Genomic DNA, 17683 nt, shown 5'->3' with positions numbered 1-17683 from the left:
GCATGACAGACAAGATCACGGACGACGGAGGGTCACCCGCCGGTGCGGTCGCCGTCGTGGGCATGGCCCTGCGCGTTCCCGGCGCCGACACCCCGGACGCCTTCTGGCGCAACCTGAGCGGCGGCGTGGAGTCGATCAGCACCTTCACCGACGAGGAACTCCTCGCGGCCGGCGTCGCACCGCAGGACCTCGTCCGCCCGGACTACGTCCGCAGGCTCGGCGTCCTGCACGACGCGGCGGGCTTCGACACGGCCTTCTTCGGCTTCTCCCGGCGCGAGGCCCAGATGCTCGACCCGCAGCACCGGCTCATGCTGGAGTGCGCGTGGGAGGCCCTGGAACACGCGGGTGCCTTTCCGTCCGGCCCCGGCGACCAGGCGGACCGGGTCACCGGTGTCTACGCCGGTGTGGGCGAGAGCAGCTACCTGCACCACAACCTGCTTCCCAACGGCGACCTGATCGACCGGGTGGGTGCGTTCCAGACCTCCCTCGGCAACGACAAGGACTTCGTGCCGACGCGCGTCTCCTACAAGCTCGACCTGCGCGGTCCGAGCATCAGCGTCCAGACCGGCTGCTCGACCTCCCTGGTCGCGGTCCACATGGCCTGCCAGGCCCTGGGCAGCGGGGAGTGCGACGTGGCCCTGGCCGGCGGCGCGACCGTGATCGCGCCGCGCCGGGGGTACCGCTACGAGGAGGGCGGCATCAAGTCCTCCGACGGGACGTGCCGGGCGTTCGACGAGGCCGCGGACGGGACCGTGGCCGGCAGCGGCGCCGCCGTGGTCGTGCTCAAGCGCCTCGAGGACGCCCTGGCCGACGGTGACGTCATCCACGCGGTGATCCGCGGTTCCGCCGTCAACAACGACGGTGCGCGCAAGGTCGGTTTCACCGCTCCCAGCGTCGAGGGCCAGGCCGATGTGATCGCGGAGGCCTACGCCGTGGCCGACGTCGAGCCGTCCAGCATCTCCTACATCGAGGCGCACGGCACGGGCACGCCCCTGGGCGACCCCATCGAAGTGGCCGCGCTCCACAGCGTCTTCGGCGACGGTCCGGTCGGCGGCTGCGCCCTCGGCTCCGTGAAGACCAACGTCGGCCACCTGGACACCGCGGCCGGCGTGGTCGGTCTCATCAAGGTCGTTCTCTCGCTGAAGGCCCGGCAGCTGCCGCCCTCGCTGCACTTCTCGGCGCCGAACCCGCAACTCAACTTGGACGAAGGCCCGTTCCACGTCAATACGGCCCTGACTCCGTGGGAGGGCGAGCGGTTGCGCGCCGGCGTCAGCTCGTTCGGCATCGGCGGCACCAACGCGCACGTGGTCCTCGAAGAGGCTCCCGTACGCGCCCCCGCCGCCGCGGAGGGCCGTACGGGACACGTCCTGCCGCTCTCCGCCGCCACGCCCACCGCGCTGCGGAAGGCCGCCGGGAACCTCGCCGACCACCTCGCGGCGCACCCGCACGAGCGCATCGGCGAAGTGGCCCGCACCCTGCAGCGGGGCCGCCGGCAGCTGCCGTACCGCGGCTTCGTCGTCGCCGGCACCACCGCCGGGGCGGTCGACGCACTCGGCTCCGGGGTCCCGGTGCGCCATGTCACGGCGGGCACCTCCGGTGACCGCGACGTGGTCCTCGCCTTCCCCGGGCAGGGCGCCCAGTACGCGGGCATGGGGCACACGGTCCGCAGGGAGCCGGTGTTCCGGGCGGAGGCCGACCGTGCGGCGTCCCTGCTGCGCGCCCTGACCGGCGTCGACGTCCGGCCGGTCCTCGGGCTCGGTTGTCCGCTGCCCGAGGACGACGCGTCGATCCACCGGACCTCGACCGCCCAGCCCGCGCTCTTCGTCGTGGAGTACGCGCTGGCCCGGCTCTGGGAGTCGTGGGGCGTCCGCCCGGTGGCCATGCTCGGGCACAGCGTCGGCGAGCTGGTGGCCGCCTGCCTCTCGGGCGTGATGTCCCTGGAGGACGCCCTGTGCCTGGTCGCCGCGCGCGGCCGGCTCATGCAGGACGCACCAGCCGGTGTGATGACCGCCGTACCGCTGCCGGAGAGCGAGATCCTCCCGCTGCTGGACGGAGTGGACCTCGCGGCCGTCAACGGCGCACACGAATGCGTGGTCGCCGGTCCCGCCGACGCCATCGTGAGCTTCGAGGCCCGGCTCGCCGAGCGCGGGGTGGTCTCCAAGCGCCTGCGCACCTCGCACGCCTTCCACTCGCGCCTGATGGAGGGCGCCGCCGCGGCCTTCGAGGCGGAGGCGGCGCGGATCACGCTCTCGCCGCCGCGCATCCCGTTCCTGTCGAACGTCACCGGGGACTGGATCACCGACGAGCAGGCCGTCAGCCCGGCGTACTGGGCCCGGCAGATCCGCTCCACCGTGCGCTTCGACGACGCCCTGGGCGCCGTACGCGACACCGGGGCCGCGGTGCTCGAAGCCGGTCCGGGACAGGTGCTGACCCGGCTGGCCCGGGCGGCCGGGTGCGACGCGGTCGCCTGTCTGCCGAGCGGGGCCGACGAGTCCGCTCCGCTGACGGCTGTCGGCGAGCTGTGGTGCCAGGGCGTCCCGATCGACTGGGAGGCGCTGGCCGGCGGGCCCCTGCCGTACCGGACGGTCCTGCCCACCTATCCCTTCGAGCGGGAGCACTGCTGGATCGACCCGCCGCTCGCTTCCCCTACCGACCACGGATCCCGGAGCGAGGGCGTGGCGAAGCCGGGGACGCCGGATGCCGGGTCCGTCGCGACCGGGTCCGTCGCGGCCTCGGCCACCGCCGCCGGGTCCGTCGCGACCTCGGCCACCGCCGCCGGGGACGCCGCTGCCGAGGCCGCCGCCGGAGCGGAGTCCGCCGGGGCGCCCTCCCCCGCGGACCCGACCGAGCGGGAGATCGCCGCGATCTTCGCGGACCTCCTCGGCGGTTCCGCCATCGGCCCGGAGGACGGCTTCTTCGAGCTGGGCGGGCACTCGCTGCTCGCCACCCAGCTCGTCTCCCGGGTCCGCGGCCTCCTCGGCGTCGACGTCCCGCTCCGCACCTTCATCGACCGGCCCACGATCCGCGGGCTGGCCCGCGCCGTGGACACCGCCCGCGGCGCGACGGGCGAAGCCCCGTCGGAGCCGCTGCCGGTCATCGTGCCCGACCCGGATGCCGCATCGGAGCCCTTCCCGCTGACCGACGTGCAGCAGGCCTACTGGATCGGCCGGACCGGCGCCTTCGACATCGGCAACGTCGGTATGCACGGCTACGAGGAGTTCGAGGCCACGGGCCTGGACCTGCCCCGGCTGGAGCGCGCGTTCCGGCGCCTGATCCAGCGCCACGGCATGCTCCGCGCCGTCGTGCTGCCGCGCGGCGAGCAGCAGATCCTCTCCGAGGTCCCCGAGTACGTGGTCACCACCCAAGACGTCCGCGGCCTGCCGGCGCAGGAGGTGGAGGAGGCCCTGGCGGCCACCCGCGGCGCCATGTCCCACCAGGTCTTCGTCCCCGAGAACTGGCCGCTGTTCGAGCTCCGCGCCACCCTCCTGGACGGCGACCGCACCCGTCTGCACTACAGCATCGACGGCCTGATCACCGATGCCCGCAGCTCGAACCTGCTGCTGCGCGAACTGTCCGCGCTGTACCGCGACCCGGAGATGGCACTGCCCGAGCCCGAACTCTCCTTCCGGGACTACGTGCTGGCCGAGACGAGCCTCGAGGAGACCGAGCTCTACCGGCGCGCGGAGGCGTACTGGCTCGAGCGCGTGCCGGAGTTCGCCCCCGCCCCCGAGCTGCCGCTCGCCCGCGACCCGCGCACCATCGACGCGCCGCGGTTCCGCCGGGTCAGCGGAACGCTGGACAGGGAGCGGTGGGACCGGGTCAAGGCGGCGGCCACCGGCCGTGGCATCACCCCCACCGCGCTGCTCATCGCCGCGTACAGCGAGGCCATGGCGACCTGGTCGCGCAACCGCAGGTTCACGCTCAACCTGCCCATGGCCAACCGGCTGCCGCTGCACCCGGGCGTGGACGCCGTCGTCGGTGACTTCACCTCGGTGACGCTGCTCGAAGTCGACGCCTGCGGCACGGACTCCTTCGCCGAGCGCGCCCGCGCGGTGCGCAACCAGCTCCTGACCGACATCGACCACCGGCTCTTCAGCGGTGTCCGGGTGCTGCGCGAGATGCGGAAGGTCCGCCCCGACGCGGCGATGCCGGCGGTGTTCACCAGTCTCTTCCTCGACCACGGCCAGGACACCGGGATCGGCGAGGAGGTGTTCAGCATCTCCCAGACCCCGCAGGTGTGGATCGATGCCCAGGTCTTCGAGTCCGACGGCCGGCTGGTGCTGGACATCGACGCGGTGGACGAGCTCTTCCCGACGGGGCTGGTCGCCTCGATCCACGGGGCCACTCTGCGCCTGCTGGCCTGGCTCGCCGACGACGAAGCACGGTGGGACGCGTCCTTGCCGTCCCTGCTTCCCGCCGCCGATCTGGAGATGCAGCAGACCTACAACCTGACCGCCGGCCACCTGCCGCACGGGCTGCTCCACGAGCCGTTCTTCGCGTCGGCCGGCCGGACACCGGATGCCCCGGCCCTGATCACGCGGACCCGGACGCTGACCTACGGCGAACTCGCCGGGCGGTCCCGGGTGATCGCCGGCTGCCTGACGGCGCTGGAGGTGCGGCCGAACGACCTGGTGGCCGTGGTGATGGAGAAGGGCTGGGAGCAGTCCGCCGCGGTCCTCGGGATCCTGGCCTCGGGCGCGGCGTACCTGCCGGTGGACGCGGAACTGCCCGAGGAGCGGATCCGGTTCCTGCTCGGCCAGGGCCAGGTCAAGGCGGTACTGACCCAGGCCCGGGTCGCCGACCGGATGGTCGGCGCACTGGGCGCCGAGGGCACGGTGTTCCGCGTGGACGAGTTGCCGGCCGTACCGGCCGCGGACGCTCCCGTCCCGCGGACGGCCGAACCCGGCGACCTCGCCTACGTGATCTTCACCTCCGGTTCCACCGGTGTGCCCAAGGGTGTGATGATCAGCCACCGCGGCGCCCTCAACACCGTCGTCGACGTGAACGACCGGTTCGCGATCGGCGAGCGGGACCGCACCCTGGCACTGTCCTCGCTGAGCTTCGACCTCTCCGTGTACGACGTCTTCGGCCCGCTGGCCGTCGGCGGCGCCGTCGTCGTCCCCGACGCCGACGCGCACCGCGACCCCGCGATCTGGCTGGAGCTGGCCGAAACCGCCGGCGTCACCGTGTGGAACTCCGTACCGGCGCTGATGGAGCTGCTGGTCGAGCACATGACGGTGAAGGGCGTGACCAGCGAGGCACTGCGGCTGATCATGCTCAGCGGTGACTGGTTCCCGGTCACCCTCCCGGAACGCGTCCGGCGGGTCCTCGGCACCCCGGAGATCGTGAGCCTCGGCGGCGCCACGGAGGCGTCCATCTGGTCCATCCTCCACCCGGTGGGGGACGTGCCGGCGGACTGGCCGTCCATCCCGTACGGCCGGCCGATGCGCAACCAGACGTTCCACGTCTTCGACGAGGCGTTCCGACCCCGTCCCACCGGTGTCCCCGGGCAGCTCTACATCGGCGGCACCGGCCTGGCCGAGGGCTACCTGCGCGACGGGACGAAGACCGCCGCGAGCTTCGTACGGCATCCGCAGACGGGTGAACGCCTCTATCGCACGGGCGACTTGGGGCAGTTCCTGCCGAGCGGCGAGATCGAGTTCCTCGGCCGGGAGGACTTCCAGGTCAAGGTCCAGGGCTACCGGATCGAGCTCGGCGAGATCGAGGCGGCGCTGCTCCAGCACCCCGCCGTGCGCGGAGCGGTGGCCGTGGTCCACGGCCGTCCGCAGGGAGCCAAACGGCTGATCGCGTTCGTGGTGCCCCAGGAGGGCGAACCGATCCCGGCGGACCTGCGCGCGTTCCTCGGCGGCAAGCTGCCCGGCTACATGGTCCCCGAGACCGTGCTGGGCATCGGCGCACTGCCGCTGACCCCCAATGGCAAGGTCGACCGGCAGGCCCTGGTGGTGCCGGACGAGCCGGCCGGGCCGGCCCGCTACCAGGCGCCGTGCACGGAGATCGAGAAGGTCATCGCCGAGGTCTGGGCCGGCATGCTCGCGGTGGAACGCGTCGGACGGCAGGACCACTTCTTCGAGCTGGGCGGCGACTCCCTGACCGCCATGCGCACCGTGCTCCACCTGCGCAAGGCCCTCGACATCGAGATCCCCATCCGGGTGATCTTCGACAGCCCCACCCTGGAGACCATCGCGGCCGCGATCGGGGCACTGGGCGCCGACGGCGAACCGGCCGCCGCGGCCGGGCCGACCCCCCGCGACCACGCGGAGGCCCCGGCCCCCCTGACCGCGTCCCAGGCCCGCCTCTGGTTCCACGACCAGCTCGTCCCGGGCAACACCACCTACAACCTGGTCCAGCCGTTCCGCCTCACCGGACCGCTCGACACCGCGGCTCTGCGCGGCGCCTTCGAGGTGTTCGTCGAGCGCCACGGCATCCTGTCGCAGTCCTTCGAGGTCATCGGGGACACCCCCTACCAAGTCCCGGGCGCCGGAAAGCCCTTGGACTTCCAGGTCTTCGACACGGCGGAGGATCCGGAGCGGTGGACGCCGGAGCGGGTGATCGCCGAGGAGGCGCGCACCCCGTTCGACCTGGCGAACGGACCGCACTTCCGGGTGCGCCTGCTCCGGGAAGGCCCGCAGGACCACGTCCTGGTCGTCTCCGTCCACCACATCGTCTGGGACGGCTGGTCCACCTCGATCATGGTCCGGGAGATCAGCGCGCTCTACCGGAGCCGGAACGAGTCCGTCCTGCCGGCGCCCGGCGTGCACTACGCCGACGTCGCGGTGTGGGAGGCCGAACAGGCCGAGTCCGGCGAGTTCAAGCCCCAGATCGACTTCTGGCGCAGCCGGCTCGCCGCACCGCTCCCCGTCCTGGCCCTCCCCACCGAAGGGGAGATCACGGACTCCGAGAAGATCGAGGGAGCCCGCGCACCCTTCTCGCTCGATCCGGTCGTGGCCGCCGACTTCAAGGGCGTGTGCAGCGCCGAGCGCGCCACCACCTTCATGGGCTACCTCGCCGCCTGGCAGGTACTGCTCCAGTGGTGGTGCCGGCAGCAGGACATCATCGTGGGCGTTCCGGCCGGCCACCGTGCGCACCCGCAGCTGGAGAGCACGATCGGCTTCCTGGTCAACAGCCTCGCCATCCGCACCCGGTTCACCGGCGACCCCACGTTCAGCGAGGTGCTGAAGGAGGTCCGCGAAGGGGCGCTCGAGGCGTACGCGCACCAGGACGTGCCGTTCGACCACATCGTGCAGGCCGTCCGCCCGGAACGCCGCGCCGGCGAATCGGCCCCGGTGTTCCGCACCTGGTTCCTGCTGGAGGACGTCCCGCTGCCCGAATGGGACCTGCCCGGGATGGCGGCCGAGGAGATCGACGCGGAATTCCTCCTCGCCGTGCACGACATCAAGCTCACCCTCCTGGCCACCGCGGAGGGGGGGATGGAAGGCGGCATCGACTACCGCGTCGACCTCTTCTCGGATTCCACGGTGCAGCGCCTGACGCACTGCCTGAGCGAATTGGTGAAGCTGCTGTCGGTCCAGCCGGATCTGAGGATGAGCCTCGTCAACCGGGCCCTGGAGAACCTGTGGGAAGGAAAGAAGGAAGTGCGCAAGCAGCGCTCCTGGAAAGAAATCCAGTCACAGCGGGTGTCCGTACGGGAAGCCTGACGCAGAGGGATCCGACGACCGCCGCAACAATGAAAGGAAATACGAGGAGTGACGAATGATTCAGGCTGAAGAATACCGGGACGACCTCGTCCGGCTGGGTCTGCACAAAATCGCGCACCAGGACGAGACCTTGCTGGACCACATGTTCCGGGCCTGCGACATCCTGCAGGACATGAAGGCGCCGGACCACGTCTGCCTCGCCATCCTGTTCCACGGCGTCTACGGCACCGAGGGGCTGCACAACGACAACGTGGAGTCCATTCCGGAAGACAAACGGGCCGAGGTACGAGCGGTCGTCGGCCCGCAGGTGGAGGAGATGATCTACAACTTCTCCGTCATGAACTACAACTCCCTGGGCAAGAGTTTCCGCAACATGTTGCGCCCCAACGGAAAGCCGGAGATGAAGGACCGGCGGACCGGAGCGGACATCCCCATGGATGCCGACGCATTCGAAGACCTTTTGCGCATGAAGCTGGGCGACGTGCTGGCGCACATGCCGCAGCAGGTCAGCCACTCCCATCTCAACCTGCCGGCCGAATATTCGGGATTCTGGCAGATCGCGACCGAGCACCTCGGCGCGGATGCAATCAACACATGGAACAAGTTCACCAAGGGGCAGCTGTGGATCGATCCGGAACTCAACTGATTTCCCAGGCCGCCTGGGAAGGCTTCTGCCTGTCCAAGCAGCAGGAGCACGTACTGGGCCTGGTGGCCGGCGGGCTGACGACCAGGACGGTCGCCGCGGCGACCCTCTCGGCCCCCGTCGACCGCGCCGTGCTGGAGCGTGCCGCGCACGACGTGGCACTGGCCCACGAGAGCCTGCGCACCGCCTACCGCAGGGTCCTCGGCAACAACAGCACCGTGCTGATGGTGATCGAGGACGAGCCGAGGGCCGTCGTGTCCGAGGCCTCCGGCGACGACGCCCGCCTGGCCGAGATCATCCGCGGGGAACTCCACGCGGACACCGGCGAGGACGCCGTCGGCGAGCTGCGCCTGGTCCTCTTCACCCGGCCCGGTCAGGGACAGTCGGTCGTCCTCTCGGCTCCGCGCATGAGCATGGACCGCACGTCGGTGGAGGTCTTCTTCCGCGATCTGCGCCAGGCGTACGCCGCGCGGCTGAGCGGCACCGCGTGGAGCCGCGACGACGTGGTCCAGTACGCCGACTACGCGCAGTGGCAGGTCGAGGAGGGCACCCCGAGTGCCCGCCAGAAGGAGAGCGCGGCGGACCGCGTGCAGCAGTTGGCTGGCTTGCCCCCACTGAACCTGCCGCTGGAAGTCGTCTCCGACGACCCGGTCCGCGCGGAGCTGGAGTGGAACCTGCCCGCATCCCTGGCGGAGCGGCTGCGTGCACGCGGTGCCGAGTACCAGGGAGGTCTGCGCGGCGTCCTGCTGACCGGCTGGGTCACGGCCCTCTGGCATGCCGCCGGCAGGCCGGAACGACTGGCCGTCGGCACCACGCTCACGCGTCGGCCGTTCCAGGAAATGCTCACGTCGATCGGCCAGTTCGAGACCCCGATGCCGATCCAGGCCGCGATCGCCGAGGGGACGACGCTGGACGACCTGCTGCGTGCGGTCGGCCTGGAGATCGACGGCTTCGAGCAGGCCGACGAGAGCTCGATGGACCCGGCCCTGCAGCACACCGCCGGCCTGCCTGGTTTCGGCTTCGGCGACACCACTGACTTCACCTCGGCGGACTGCCCCCTGTCCTATGCCGACCTGCGCATCGAGCCGTCCGACGACACCCGCAAGGCCACCCTCTTCGCCCAGGGCCTGGACGGCGGGATCCGGCTCACCCTGCGCCACCAGGTGCTCGGCATGGCCGAGGGCGGTGCCGAGGCCCTCCTGGTCTGCCTGCAGGCGGCCCTGTCCGCACTGGGCGGCGACCTGACGGTCACGGTGGAGGGGCTGGCCATGCTGGACAGCGCCGCCGCGCACGAGCTCGTCACGGCCACCAACCCGGCGGAGCTCCCCGGCACCCCGGGGCCCCACTGGCACCGGCAGGTCGAGCGGACCGCCCGGCGGACTCCCGACGCCAACGCCCTCCGTACGGACACCCGTACCTGGACCTACCGGGAGCTCGACCGGGCCGCCAACCTCCTGGCCGCGGAGCTGGCCGCGCGCGGCGTGCGGCGCGGGACCCTGGTCGGGCTCTGCCTGGAGCGCTCCGACCTGGCCCTCGTCGCCATGCTGGCGATCGCCAAGGCCGGCGGCGGCTACGTACCGCTCGACCCGAACCTGCCCGCCATGCGCCGCACGGCCGTCGTCCAAGGCCTCGGTCTCGAGTACGCCGTGGCCACCGACGGGACCGCCGCGGACCTCCCGGCCGGCCTCGACCTCGTCCTCCTGGACGCCGCCCTGACCGTGTGCGCCCAGCACGACGGCGCGTGCCCGGACGTGGAGACCGGCGACGCCGACCCCGCGTACGTGATCTTCACCTCGGGTTCCACCGGCACGCCGAAGGGCGTACTGGTCGGCCACGGGCAGCTCGCGGCCTACCTCGACGGCGTACTCGACCGGCTCGGCCTCACCGGCCCGATCGACTCGGTCGCCCTGAGCACCCTCGGCACCGACCTGGGCAACACCGCGCTGTTCCCGCCGCTCGTCAGCGGGGGCGAACTCCTGGTCGTTCCCACCGAGGTGTCCGCGGACGCGCAGGCGCTGTCGGAGCTGCTCTCCCGGGAGAACTACGACCTCCTCAAGATCACCCCGTCGCACCTGGAGGCCGTCTTCACGGTGGCCGAGGCGCCGGAGCGGCTGATGCCGCGCCAAGCCCTCGTCGTGGGCGGCGAACCGTTCGGCTGGGGCTGGTACAACCTGTTCCGCGGCTACCTCGGCGAGACCAGGCTCTTCAACCACTACGGCCCGACCGAGACCACCGTCGGGGTGCTCTGCGGACAGGCCACCTCCAACGACCTGGCCGCGCTGGCCTCCAGCGTCCCGCTCGGCACCCCCATGCGGCACGCCCGCGCCTACGTCCTGGACCCCCTGCGCCGGCCGCTGCCCGCCGGCCTCCCGGGCGAGCTCTGGATCGGCGGCTCCTCCGTGACCCGGGGCTACCTGGACGGAACGGCGGAACAGCAGGAGCGCTTCGCCGACGACCCGTTCAGCCCGGCCCCCTCGGCCCGGATGTACCGCACCGGCGACAAGGTGCGGTTCCTGCCCGACCGCACCATCGAGTTCCTGGGCCGCGTCGACCGGCAGATCAAGCTGCGCGGCTTCCGCGTGGAGCTCGGCGAGATCGAGGCCGTCATGCGCCAGCACCCCCGGGTGACCGGCAGCCTCATCGTCGAGGCCGGCGAGAGCACCGGCGCCCACCTGGTCGGCTACCTGACCGACAGCGAGGGCGGCCGCGGGAACGCGGACTGGCTCCGTGAGTTCCTGGCCGAACGCCTCCCGGAGTTCATGCTGCCCGCCCACCTGGTGGCCCTGGACGCCTTCCCGCTGACCAGCACCGGGAAGATCGACGCCAAGATGCTCCCCGAGCCCGGCGCCTACAGCCTGGGCTCCACGTCCTACGTAGAGCCCCGGACGGAGACCGAGAGGCGGATCGCCGCCCTCATGGCGCAGCTCCTGCTGCTCAAGCGGGCCGGAGCCGAGGACGACTTCTTCGAGATCGGCGGCCACTCGCTGCTGGCCACGCAGCTGGTCTCCCGGGTGCGCGACGAGTTCAAGGTGAATTTCAAGCTGCGCAACCTCTTCGAGTTCCCCGTCGTGTCGGAGCTCGCCGCGTACATCGACCAGCTCCTCGAGAAGAAGGCGGACGAGGCATGTTGACCCAAGGGAAGACCTCGAGCCCCCAGGGACTCTTCACGCGGTCCCGGAAGTCCGTATCCGTCCACAGCGAGTCCCTGGTCCGGGTGGCTCCGCTCGTCGACGGCTCGCGGGCCGTGTCGTGCACGCCGACCGTGCCCGGCCTGGATGCCCGGGAGTGGCTGGCCGGCTCCGGACAGACCCTGGCCCGGCTGCGCGCCGAGCACGGCGCCGTACTGCTGCGCGGATTCAGCCCGGTCGACGCCGAGGGCCTGGCCGCGCTCGTCACCGCCCTCGACGGCGGGCTGCGCGACTACGACAACCGCTCCACTCCCCGGCAGCGGGTCAACGGCAACGTCTTCACCTCGACGGAGTACCCCGCCGACCAGACCATCCCCCAGCACAACGAGATGTCGTACGCCGACTCCTGGCCGGCCACCCTGTTCCTCACTTGCCTGGTCCCCGCCGCCACCGGAGGCGAGACGCCCATCGCGGACAGCGGCCGCGTGTACGACCGGATTCCGGCCGCCACCCGGGAGCGTTTCGAGCGGCACGGGGTCATGTACGTACGCAACTTCGGCCACGGCATGGACCTGAGCTGGCAGGAGGTCTTCCAGACGGAGGACCGCGCCGAGGTCGACGCCTACTGCGAGCAGCACGGCATACGGGCCGAGTGGCTCGGCGGCGAACGGCTGCGTACCCGGCACGTGGTGCAGGCGACCCTCCGGGCAGGGGCGACCGGCACGAAGGTCTGGTTCAACCAGGCGCACCTGTTCCACGTCAGCTCGCTCCCCGCCGAGGTGGAGCGCGAACTCCGCGAGAACTTCGCCGAGGACGAGCTGCCCCGCAACGCCCTCTACGGCGACGGCACCCCCCTGGACCCCGCCGACCTGGCCGCCGTCCGCGCCGCCTACGCCCCGGAGGAGATCGCCCTGCCCTGGCAGGCGGGCGACATCATGATCGTCGACAACGAGCAGTTCTCCCACGGCAGGAACCCCTACTCCGGGGCACGCACCGTCCTGGTGGCCATGGCATGAGCGACTCCGGCCTGTTCGAAGCCGTGCGGGAAGAGATCGCGTACGCCTTCGACAACACCGACTTCTTCCACCGGCACATGGAGGCCAGCGGCCTCCGCCCCGAGGACATCCGGGGCCCGGAGGACTTCCTGCGCCTCCCCCCGACCGCCAAGGCGCACTATCGCCGGAACTTCCCGGCGGGCGTCCTCGCCAAGGGGTACACCCTCAACTCCCCGCACGTCATGCGCTTCCAGAGCTCCGGAACCTCCGGCGAGCGCCTCAACAGCGCCATCCTGGCCTACGATCTGGCCCGCCGGCAGGCGACCGCGCTGGGCGTGCACCGCGGCTTCGACGACCTGTGGCGTCCCGGCAGCCGGCCCAGGATCTGCCGGTTCGCGCCGCCGAACTGCTCGGACGTGGAGTGCGCCACGGGTTTCTCGACCATGGAGGACCGCGTCCTGGCGGACGGCACCCTGGTGCTCACCGTCGCGCACGACCTGCTGGCGACCCCGGAGTGGCAGATCGTCAAGGCGCTCGACGAGATCGAGCTCTACGAGCCCGACCTGCTCGTGGTGGACCCGACCCACTTCGCCTTCCTGACCCGGTGGGCCCGTCGGCTCGGCCGCACGATCACTTCGCCCCGCCGCCTGCACATCGTCTGCGGGTACACCCTGATGACCCGGGTGGCGCGACGTCAGATCGAGGCGTTCATGGGCCCGGACGTGCCGATCGGCGACATGATCGGCATGTCCGAACTCGGCTACCTCGGGTTCCAGTGCCAACACGGGCAGCGGCACATCAACAACCGCGACTTCTACATGGAGTTCGTGAAGGACGGCCGGTCCGTGCCGGAGGGCAGCACGGGCGAGCTGTACGTGACCACGGTCGACGACGGCCTCGTCCCGCGCATCCGCTACTCCACCGGCGACTGGTTCACGCCCCTGGGCGGCGACTGCGCCTGTGGCAGTGAGCTGCCGCTGGTCAGGATCGAGGGCCGGGCCACCCACATGATCCAGCTGGCGGACGGCCGCACCGTGACCCCCGGCGCCATCGACAGCCTGGTCGGCGACGCCCCCTGGATGGACCTCTACAAGCTGGAGCAGGACCGGACCGGTGCGTGCACCTTCAGGTACCTGCCCAATGACGGGGCGCGGCCCGGCGACGCCGCCGCGCTCGAACTCCGCCTGAGGGAACTTCTCGCGCCCAGCGACCTCCGTGTCGAAGCCGTGGACTACATCGCCGGCGAGCGCAGCGGGAAGTTCCAGCCGTGCGTCTCCCAAATCTCTGTGGAAGGTTCACGATGACCGAACGGAACGTCTACCGGGCCGACTTCCCCGCGCTGCAGCGGGAGATCGACGGTCAGTCGATCTCGTACCTCGACAACGCCGCCACGACCCTGAAGCCCCGCTCGGTCATCCGGGCGATCACCGAGTACTACGAGACCAACGGCGCCAACATCCACCGCGGGAAGCACCGGCTGTCCGAGGAGGCCTCCGACAGTTACGAGGCCTCCCGGGTGGAGATCGCCCGCCACATCGGCGCCGCGGCCAACGAGGTGGTCCTCACCCGGAACACCACCGAGGGGCTGAACCTGGTCGCGGCCGGCCTGGGCCTGGACCCGGACGCGTACATCGTGGGCTCCATGGACGCGCACCACTCCCAGCTGCTGCCGTGGCGGCGGGCCGGGCGGGTCGCCCTGACCCGGGTGGACGCCGACGGCCGGCTCGACCGCGACCACTTCCGCCGGCTGCTGCGCGGGCGGCCGAAGGTGGTCGCGCTCACCCACTGCTCCAACGTCACGGGTGTCGTCCACCCGGTGGCCGAGCTGATCGCCGAGATCCGCGCCGCCTGCGACGCGGTGATCGTTCTCGACGCCGCGCAGTCCATGCCGCACCAGCGCGTCAACGTGCGCGAACTGGACGTCGACTTCATGGCGTTCTCGATGCACAAGATGCTCGGCCCCACCGGCGTCGGCTGTCTCTACGGGAAGACCTCGCTGCTCGGCGGGCTGCGCCCGCTGGCCGTCGGCGGGGGCATGGTCGACTGGGTCGACCTCGAAGGCAGCGTCGACCGGCGCACCCCGTACAAGTTCGAGACGGGTACGCCGGCCATCGCCTCCGTCATCGGCTGCGCGGCCGCCATCCGGTACCTGGAGTCGCTGGACACCCCGGCGCTCGACCGGCACGAACGGGAGCTGTGCGCGGCCCTCGTCGGCGGGGCGATCACCCGGCCCGGGGTGCGGCTGATCGGGCCCCCGGAGCTGACCGGCCGGATCGCCCTCGCCAGCCTCCGGCTGGACGGCGGCGTCCCGACCGGCGAGGTCGCGCGTCTGCTCAGCGACTCCTACGGGGTCATGGTGCGCAGCGGCCACCTCTGCTCGCAGCCTCTGGTCACCGAGCTGGCCGGCGGAGAGATCCTGCGCGTCTCGGCGTACCTCTACAACGACGTCTCGGAGATCGAGGGGTTCTACCAGGCGCTGGACGAACTTCTCGCGTGGATCGGCCCGGTCGCGGTCGGTGCGCGCCGCTGACGCCATGCCCACCGTCAACGGTTCCGACCCGATCCCGTTCCCGTTCTCGTTCTCGTTCTCAATCCCGATCCCGATCCCGATCCCGATCTGCAGAGGTGTGACATGCCGAGCCCGACACGCTTGACCCTGGTGTGCTTCCCGCACGCCGGAGGTGGGCTGGGGCGCTACCGGGGATGGCGGGACGCCCTGCCGGACGGTGTCGAAGTGGTGCTGCCCGACCTGCCCGGCAGAGAGGCCCGGCTCTTCGACGACCCCCTCCCGGACGTCGCGTCGATGAGCTGTCGTGCGATCGAAGACCTGGCTGCGGTGATCGCGCGCAGTGAGCGGCTGGCGATCGCCGGGCTCAGCTACGGGGCGCTCGTCGCCTACGACATGGCCGCGAGGCTGGAAGCGTCCGGGAAGCGGGTCGAGGCCGTGTTCGCGGCGAGCCAGAGGTCGCCCGCGACGCCGCTGCCCCACATCAACTGGCGCTCGCTGAGCGGCGACCGGCTGATCGCCGAACTGACCGAGATCGGCGGGCTGAGTCCGGAACTGGGGGACGATCCGGAGTTCCTGGAGCTGTTCCTGCCCGTCATCCGCGCGGAGCTCCACGCGAGCGAGAGCTACGTCAGGCCGGCCACCCATGACCGCTTGCGGTGCCCGGTGTTCGTCTACCACGGCACCCGGGACGGCGCGATCCCCGCGTCCTCGGCGCAGGCGTGGCGGGACGAGACCGATCACTTCTCGTGGCGGAGCCTCGAAGCCGCCCACTTCCTCACCGGGCCGGACGGTGCGGATCTGTGGTTCGAGGCGCTGAAGGAGGACCTCACCCGGTGCACGGCGGGCGCCCTTTGAACCGCACGGGACACCCCTGCTCCGCACCGTCCGAACCGCTCGCACCACTCGACCGAAACCGATCCACACAGGACAAGAGAAGATGAGAGGGGCAGAAATGAACGGAATGGAAGTCTCCGACCTGCATCCCGGCCTGCGGCGTCCGGATTGCTGCGCCCATCTGGTGGGCCACGGCGACGGCCCCTTCGCGCAATTCACCGCCGACCGGGTCCACCCCGTCACCCCGGACGCGATAGCGGTGGACCGGCCGGCACCCGCGACCGCGGGTACCGCAGCCCACTGACCGGCGGGCCCCGTCCACGGAGAGGGAACCGTGGACGGGATCGTCCCCGGGCGGGGCGCCCCGGTCATCCGGTCCGGTCGCCGGCCGCCGCGTGATCGCGCAGGAGCCGGGCGGTTTCCTCGTCCATCGGGAAGATCGGGGTGAACCTGTGCTCCGCTGCCGCCTGCCTGGTGGTGGCGGCCGCGGACTTCGTCCCCCTCACGGGATTCGGCGTCGTGTTCATGCTGATCGGCGCACTGGTGGTGGCGGTGTACGCCGCCCTGGAGTACGCCGGCCTGCGGCGCATGACGGCGGCGGGATGACACCTCGGAAGGTCAGCCGGGGGTGACTCCGTTGGCGTACGCCAGGGATTCCGCGAGCGCCCGCCAGACCTCGGAGGCGAGTTCGACGTTGCCCGACTCCCGGGCCTCCTTGGCCAGCCGTTCCATGGCGATCACGGCATCCGACCGGTCGCCGACCATGATGGCCAGCTGGTTGCGCAGGATGTCGAGCCTCACCCGGTCCTGGCCGACGACCCCCTCCGCATCTCCCCCGACGCGGTCGCTGAGCTCCCGCGCGTCGTCGAGCCGCCCTTCGTGGAAGGCGAGCTGGGCCTGCAGGATGAGGAGTTCCCGATGGTGCAGGGGCATCCCCACCAGATCGGCCGCGGACGCGGCCTGCACCAGGCGGCGGCGCGCCTGTTCGATGTCCCGGGGGTCCATCTGCATGTACATGGAGGCGGCCGCCAGGCGCAGTCGCAGCCACAGCACCGGATCCTCGTTGCTGGGCATGCAGTCCATCGCCCTGCTCAGCAGAGCGGTGGTGGCCCCCCGGTCACCCTGGCGCACGGCCACGGCGGCGGCCGTCCACAGGGCTTCTACCTGGAGGCGCGGCGGAATGTCCTCGGCGAGCGTCTCGACCAGCCGGTCGACACGCGACCGCGCCTCCGCCAGTTGACCGCTCTCCGCTTCGATCGAGATGAGGGTCAGCAGCGCCTCGACGACGTCCCGGTGCGCCAAACCGTTCTCGGAGGCCAGCGCGTGGGCTTCGAGAGCGGCCGTGCGGGCCTCCGGGAGATTCCCGGAGGCCCGCTGCCGACGGGCGAGCCGTACGCGTGCACGCGCCTGCATGTCGAGCTGGCCGATCTCGTCACCGAGGACGACCAGTTGCTTCAGGGCCTCGAGCTCCTGCGCGGCCTTCCCCTCGGACTGGTAGCAGCGGGCGAGCAGCCACAGCGCCTGCCAGCGCAGGGAGGCGTCCCCGTCCGGCTCCTCCTGTTCGAGGGCGTTCTCGAGCAGCCGGGCCGTCTGCACCGATTCGCCGATGGTGGCGATCGTGGCCAGGGCCTGGGCGAGCGGGCTGCCCACGGAAGCGCGGAACACGGACGGCGACACCTCGAGCCGGCTGCACAAGTAGGACAGCACGCGCGGCGTGGGGGGCCGCGCTCCCGACTCGAGCCGCGACAGGTACGCGGCCGAGATCTCCGTGCCGCCGAGCTCCGTCTGCGACATGCCGTAGGCCACCCGCAGGGCGCGCAGTCTCCGCCCGAATACGGGTTGCTCGGGAATGTTGTCCTGACTAGGCATGCCATAAAGGCTGCGGGGCTTCGACAAGC

General features: G+C 71.4%; 10 protein-coding genes. 9 read left to right on the top strand and 1 reads right to left on the bottom strand.

The window, feature by feature from the left end; genetic code table 11:
- Nucleotides 1–2: 2 nt before the first annotated feature.
- The 9 genes from ACWCP2_RS24945 to ACWCP2_RS24905 all read left to right on the top strand — a co-directional run bounded on the left by ACWCP2_RS24945 (nt 3) and on the right by ACWCP2_RS24905 (nt 16391).
- Complete coding sequence (locus ACWCP2_RS24945) at nt 3–7676, top strand: amino acid adenylation domain-containing protein (protein WP_450910806.1); 7674 nt, start codon at nt 3–5, stop codon at nt 7674–7676.
- Nucleotides 7677–7731: 55 nt separating this feature from the next.
- The gene (locus ACWCP2_RS24940; RefSeq protein ID WP_450910805.1) at nt 7732–8322 is read left to right on the top strand and encodes a DUF6817 domain-containing protein; all 591 of its coding nucleotides are present in this window, start codon (nt 7732–7734) and stop codon (nt 8320–8322) included.
- Nucleotides 8298–11450, top strand: a complete 3153-nt coding sequence (locus tag ACWCP2_RS24935; protein WP_450910804.1) for a non-ribosomal peptide synthetase — start codon at nt 8298–8300, stop codon at nt 11448–11450. Before ACWCP2_RS24940 ends, ACWCP2_RS24935 begins: the two co-directional genes overlap by 25 nt.
- The gene (locus ACWCP2_RS24930) at nt 11444–12463 is read left to right on the top strand and encodes a TauD/TfdA family dioxygenase (protein ID WP_450910803.1); all 1020 of its coding nucleotides are present in this window, start codon (nt 11444–11446) and stop codon (nt 12461–12463) included. The genes ACWCP2_RS24935 and ACWCP2_RS24930 overlap by 7 nt, the downstream gene beginning before the upstream one ends.
- Nucleotides 12460–13746: a phenylacetate--CoA ligase family protein gene (locus ACWCP2_RS24925; protein ID WP_450910802.1), complete on the top strand. Its 1287-nt coding sequence runs from the start codon at nt 12460–12462 to the stop codon at nt 13744–13746. The genes ACWCP2_RS24930 and ACWCP2_RS24925 overlap by 4 nt, the downstream gene beginning before the upstream one ends.
- Nucleotides 13743–14972, top strand: coding sequence for an aminotransferase class V-fold PLP-dependent enzyme (locus ACWCP2_RS24920; RefSeq protein WP_450910801.1), 1230 nt, complete (start codon nt 13743–13745; stop codon nt 14970–14972). The genes ACWCP2_RS24925 and ACWCP2_RS24920 overlap by 4 nt, the downstream gene beginning before the upstream one ends.
- A 102-nt stretch (nt 14973–15074) precedes the next feature.
- Nucleotides 15075–15806 carry a thioesterase II family protein gene (locus ACWCP2_RS24915; RefSeq protein WP_450910800.1) on the top strand — a complete coding sequence of 244 codons (732 nt, stop codon included), beginning with the start codon at nt 15075–15077 and terminating at the stop codon, nt 15804–15806.
- Between the two features lie 97 nt (nt 15807–15903).
- Nucleotides 15904–16089 carry a hypothetical protein gene (locus ACWCP2_RS24910; RefSeq protein ID WP_450910799.1) on the top strand — a complete coding sequence of 62 codons (186 nt, stop codon included), beginning with the start codon at nt 15904–15906 and terminating at the stop codon, nt 16087–16089.
- A 140-nt stretch (nt 16090–16229) separates the two neighbouring features.
- Nucleotides 16230–16391 (top strand): hypothetical protein, encoded by a 162-nt coding sequence (locus ACWCP2_RS24905; protein WP_450910798.1) that lies wholly within the window; start codon nt 16230–16232, stop codon nt 16389–16391.
- Between the two features lie 12 nt (nt 16392–16403).
- Here the strand turns inward: ACWCP2_RS24905 and ACWCP2_RS24900 are convergent, their stop codons facing one another.
- The gene (locus tag ACWCP2_RS24900; RefSeq protein ID WP_450910797.1) at nt 16404–17654 is read right to left on the bottom strand and encodes a helix-turn-helix domain-containing protein; all 1251 of its coding nucleotides are present in this window, start codon (nt 17652–17654) and stop codon (nt 16404–16406) included.
- Nucleotides 17655–17683: the final 29 nt, after the last annotated feature.

The organism is Streptomyces sp. NPDC002104 (genome assembly GCF_053593795.1).
Note: the sequence above shows the minus strand (reverse complement) of the source record. Positions and strands in the feature narration are given on the sequence as shown.

What these genes read in the sequence shown, in the direction of transcription:
- ACWCP2_RS24940 (WP_450910805.1), top strand. Translation starts at nt 7,732, where the DNA reads ATGATTCAGGCTGAAGAATACCGGGACGACCTCGTCCGGCTGGGTCTG.
- ACWCP2_RS24920 (WP_450910801.1), top strand. Translation starts at nt 13,743, where the DNA reads ATGACCGAACGGAACGTCTACCGGGCCGACTTCCCCGCGCTGCAGCGG.
- ACWCP2_RS24945 (WP_450910806.1), top strand. Translation starts at nt 3, where the DNA reads ATGACAGACAAGATCACGGACGACGGAGGGTCACCCGCCGGTGCGGTC.
- ACWCP2_RS24910 (WP_450910799.1), top strand. Translation starts at nt 15,904, where the DNA reads ATGAACGGAATGGAAGTCTCCGACCTGCATCCCGGCCTGCGGCGTCCG.
- ACWCP2_RS24930 (WP_450910803.1), top strand. Translation starts at nt 11,444, where the DNA reads ATGTTGACCCAAGGGAAGACCTCGAGCCCCCAGGGACTCTTCACGCGG.
- ACWCP2_RS24925 (WP_450910802.1), top strand. Translation starts at nt 12,460, where the DNA reads ATGAGCGACTCCGGCCTGTTCGAAGCCGTGCGGGAAGAGATCGCGTAC.
- ACWCP2_RS24915 (WP_450910800.1), top strand. Translation starts at nt 15,075, where the DNA reads ATGCCGAGCCCGACACGCTTGACCCTGGTGTGCTTCCCGCACGCCGGA.
- ACWCP2_RS24900 (WP_450910797.1), bottom strand. Translation starts at nt 17,654, where the DNA reads ATGCCTAGTCAGGACAACATTCCCGAGCAACCCGTATTCGGGCGGAGA.